Origin of the sequence: Methanoculleus sp. SDB, assembly GCA_001412355.1 — an archaeon.
Taxonomy (GTDB): domain Archaea; phylum Halobacteriota; class Methanomicrobia; order Methanomicrobiales; family Methanomicrobiaceae; genus LKUD01.
This window is the reverse complement of the sequence record LKUD01000025.1, coordinates 1-2,600: the sequence shown is the minus strand read 5'-3', so window position 1 is coordinate 2,600 and position 2,600 is coordinate 1. Positions and strand designations below refer to the sequence as shown.

Sequence of the window (2,600 nt, the reverse complement as noted above, 5' to 3'; positions counted from 1 at the left end):
TCTCCGGGGTCTGGAGGGCCGGGCAGAAGGGGCAGAGGGCGGAATCGACATCGTTTGCCTTCTCCCTGACAGGGCAGTAAGAGATCCCGTCGATGATCGCGACCCGGTCCCCGCCGGGAAACGGCATGCCGGGAGTCAGGCCGTGAAAGGCGGTCATTTGCAACAGTCCCAAACGACCAACCCGAAATAATGGTGGAAGTAACATCGCAGCAGATATTTTACGATATTTAATGAGGGATCGGGATGACAGGACTACTTATGGCAAGGACTCCAGAAAGGCAGAGGATAAGAAAAGGGCTCATCATTCTCTCGTTTCTAGCATACCCTATCACCTTCGCATACATATCCTGCCCCATCATCACGGAAGGTGCATCGATGGGGATCGTGACAGGCGGCCTGATCGTATTTGGTATGCTCTTCATCGGATCGCTCTTTGCCGGCCGAGTCTGGTGCGGATACCTGTGTCCTTCCGGAGGATTGCAGGAGATCTATCGTCTGGCATATGACAGGCCTCTCCGGACCCGGAAACTGAACATAGTAAAATATCTCGTGTTCCTCGGAATCTTCGGGAGCCTGTTTTATGCAGCGTACACTGCCGGCGGTTTTTCTGCAATCGACATCTTCTACTGGACGGAAGGAGGGATCTCGATCGCTGGACCGGGCGGTGTGACCGCATTCCTGGGACCGGTGTTCGTGGTTACGGTCTTTGCCCTCATCTTCGGAAGACGCGGGTTCTGCCACACCTTCTGCCCTATAGGAGTGATGCTCATCATCGGCCGGAAGATCCGCAACCATTCCAGCTGGCCGGCCCTGCACCTGAAGGCGGAGAAGGAGAAGTGCATCGATTGCAGGAAATGCTCTAAAGAATGTCCGATGACCCTTGACGTGAACAGAATGGTCAGGGAGGGGAAGATGGAACAGACTGATTGCATCCTCTGCGGCAGCTGTGTGGACATCTGCCCCACCGGTGTGATAACGTACTCCGTAAAAGGGTGGTGAATGTCGGGTTTTGTGGAGGGGTCTGGTTCAAGCACCAACCAGGAACATTTTGATTTTTTGATTTTTGTACAATTATAGAGCAGAAATTATTATATCCTCGGGAGATATGGGATATTATTGAGGAAAAATTCCTGCCTTAACCTAGCAGGAATGAGGGGATGCAATAAGACCGTAGAACTCTATCCGGGGAATGATGGTGAATCATAGATGAGATTCTCAAATGACGTTATAACCAAAATCAGGAATGTTGTACTGATTGTATTGACAGTTTTTATTGGTATAACTGTCATTCTGGTTGCTTTAACATATCCGGGTTACCACGATACGATAACGGAGAAACAACAGCAATTGAATACGGACAGTACTATTTTGAAAACAGAATATGGAGATATTGAGTATGCTATACAGGGAGAAGGGATTCCTGTCTTAATGATACATGGTGCGGGAGGTGGGTATGATCAGGGACTCTGGTTGGGTAAAGTCTTTTTTGGAAACGAGTATCAATTCATTTCGGTTTCACGATATGGCTATCTTCGATCAAATATTCCGGAGAATGCTTCGGTGCAGATGCAATCTGATGCTTATAGGCATCTTCTGAACAATTTAGGCGTAGATAAGGCAATTGTAGTCGGCGTTTCGGCAGGAGGGCCGTCTGCCACCCAGTTTGCCAATGACTATCCCGAGAGATCCTCGGCTTTAATATTGATCTCCGCGGTGAGCAGGGGTCCGGCACCGGGGGACAAGGCGCCGTTTTACGTGAATATTATTCACACCATCCAGCAGTCTGATTATGCATATTGGCTTGTTACAAAATTCCTTCAGCCGACGATTCTTGAACTAATGGGAATTCCCACATACGTATACGAAACATTCAATCCGGAGCAGAAGGAACTGGCACAGGAAATGCTTGATGTAATGCATCCGATGTCTCAACGGTATGACGGCACGATAAACGATGAAAAGATGATCAAATCGTATACCGTGCCGACAACGAATCTTCGTGCACCAACGTTAATTATCCACGCAAAGGATGATGTGCTGGTAAGTTTCGAACATGCAGAAAGTGCCCACGATAAAATACCCCAATCCCGGTTGGTATTATATGATTCCGGGGGTCATGGAATGTTGTCCCAACTTGACGATGCACGAGTGCTCGTGAAAGACTTCATTGATGAATCCGCACCCAACAGCACCACCTCTGTGGTATGATCTTGTCAAATATTGTCTGATGCAATCATACAGCATCCATATTATTATCTCAATTTTTTGATTTGAGTGATGAGTTTTATGTCATCTGATCTCGAAAAATATTCAGCTCTGTTTCAACAGTCCTGTACACATCCACGACCAGCGCTTACCGGAGTCCAGAAGATCTGTGACTTCCTGCGCAAACAATAATATCATACCTGGTTCATTACCGTCTTTGTCCCATTGTCTTGTCGAACCTGACCCCACATTCCGAGTCCCACCCTTCACCCGTTATAATGATGCCTGTCAAAGGTCTGGCGGAGGAATTCCTGCTTACGATGTTGGCTCCCCTTCACCGGCGGTTTCAAATACCCCGTCTCCGGGGTCTGGAGGGCCGGGCAGAAGGGGCAGAG

2 protein-coding genes are annotated in these 2,600 nt (G+C 48.4%); both read left to right on the top strand.

The annotated features are described in order from the left end of the window. The first annotated feature begins 258 nt into the window (after positions 1 to 258). Positions 259 to 999, top strand: coding sequence for a 4Fe-4S ferredoxin (locus tag APR53_08155; protein KQC05286.1), 741 nt, complete (start codon positions 259 to 261; stop codon positions 997 to 999). A gap of 348 nt (positions 1,000 to 1,347) precedes the next feature. After that, entirely contained in the window at positions 1,348 to 2,208 is an 861-nt protein-coding gene (locus APR53_08150; protein ID KQC05287.1) for a hydrolase, read from the top strand. The last annotated feature ends 392 nt before the right edge of the window (positions 2,209 to 2,600 follow it).